This is a genomic window from Ruegeria sp. ABD4_443, from assembly GCF_056160865.1.
Window position 1 is genome coordinate 1 of record NZ_JBSWYA010000021.1, and the last position, 1,140, is coordinate 1,140.

Genomic DNA, 1,140 nt, shown 5'->3' on the forward strand with positions numbered 1-1,140 from the left:
GCAGCGATCACCAAGTATTTCGGTGACTTCAAAGCGTATGACCAAATCGACGGCGCGCCGGAAGAAAAAGCGCGCGGCATCACCATCTCGACCGCCCACGTGGAATACGAGACCGACAACCGCCACTATGCGCATGTCGACTGCCCCGGCCACGCCGACTACGTCAAGAACATGATCACCGGTGCCGCCCAGATGGACGGCGCGATCCTGGTTGTGAACGCCGCTGACGGCCCGATGCCGCAGACCCGCGAACACATCCTGCTGGGCCGCCAGGTTGGCATCCCGAAGATGGTCGTGTTCATGAACAAAGTTGACCAGGTCGACGACGAAGAGCTGCTGGAACTGGTGGAAATGGAAATCCGCGAGCTGCTGTCTTCGTATGAATACCCCGGCGACGATATTCCGATCATCGCAGGTTCGGCTCTGGCCGCGATGGAAGGCAACAAGCCTGAAATCGGTGAAGAGAAGATCAAGGAACTGATGGCGGCTGTTGATGACTATATCGACACCCCTGAGCGTGCTGTTGACCAGCCGTTCCTGATGCCGATCGAAGACGTGTTCTCGATCTCGGGCCGTGGTACCGTTGTGACGGGCCGTGTCGAGCGTGGCGTGATCAACGTTGGCGACGAGATCGAAATCGTCGGCATCCGCGACACCACCAAGACCACCTGCACCGGCGTTGAAATGTTCCGCAAGCTGCTGGACCGCGGTGAAGCGGGCGACAACATCGGCGCCCTGCTGCGTGGTGTTGACCGTGAAGGCGTTGAGCGTGGCCAGGTTCTGTGTAAGCCGGGTTCGGTTACACCGCACACCAAGTTCGAAGCCGAAGCCTATATCCTGACCAAGGAAGAAGGCGGTCGTCACACCCCGTTCTTCGCGAACTACCGTCCGCAGTTCTACTTCCGTACAACTGACGTGACCGGCACCGTGACCCTGGCGGAAGGCACCGAGATGGTCATGCCCGGCGACAACGTGTCGTTCGGCGTTGAGCTGATCGCGCCGATCGCGATGGAAAACGGCCTGCGCTTCGCCATCCGCGAAGGCGGCCGCACCGTCGGCGCTGGTGTCGTTTCCAAAATTATCGAATAATTTTGGAAAGCGGTGGGCGGCAGTTGCTCTGAAAGAGCAATGAGAGCCCAC

The 1,140-nt window shown here is 59.5% G+C and carries 1 protein-coding gene; it reads left to right on the forward strand.

From position 1 onward, the window contains the following. On the forward strand, window positions 1-1,089 hold a 1,089-nt coding region (gene tuf, locus ACXAG8_RS18485; protein ID WP_475230684.1), incomplete at its 5' end, for an elongation factor Tu. Between the last annotated feature and the right edge of the window lie 51 nt (window positions 1,090-1,140).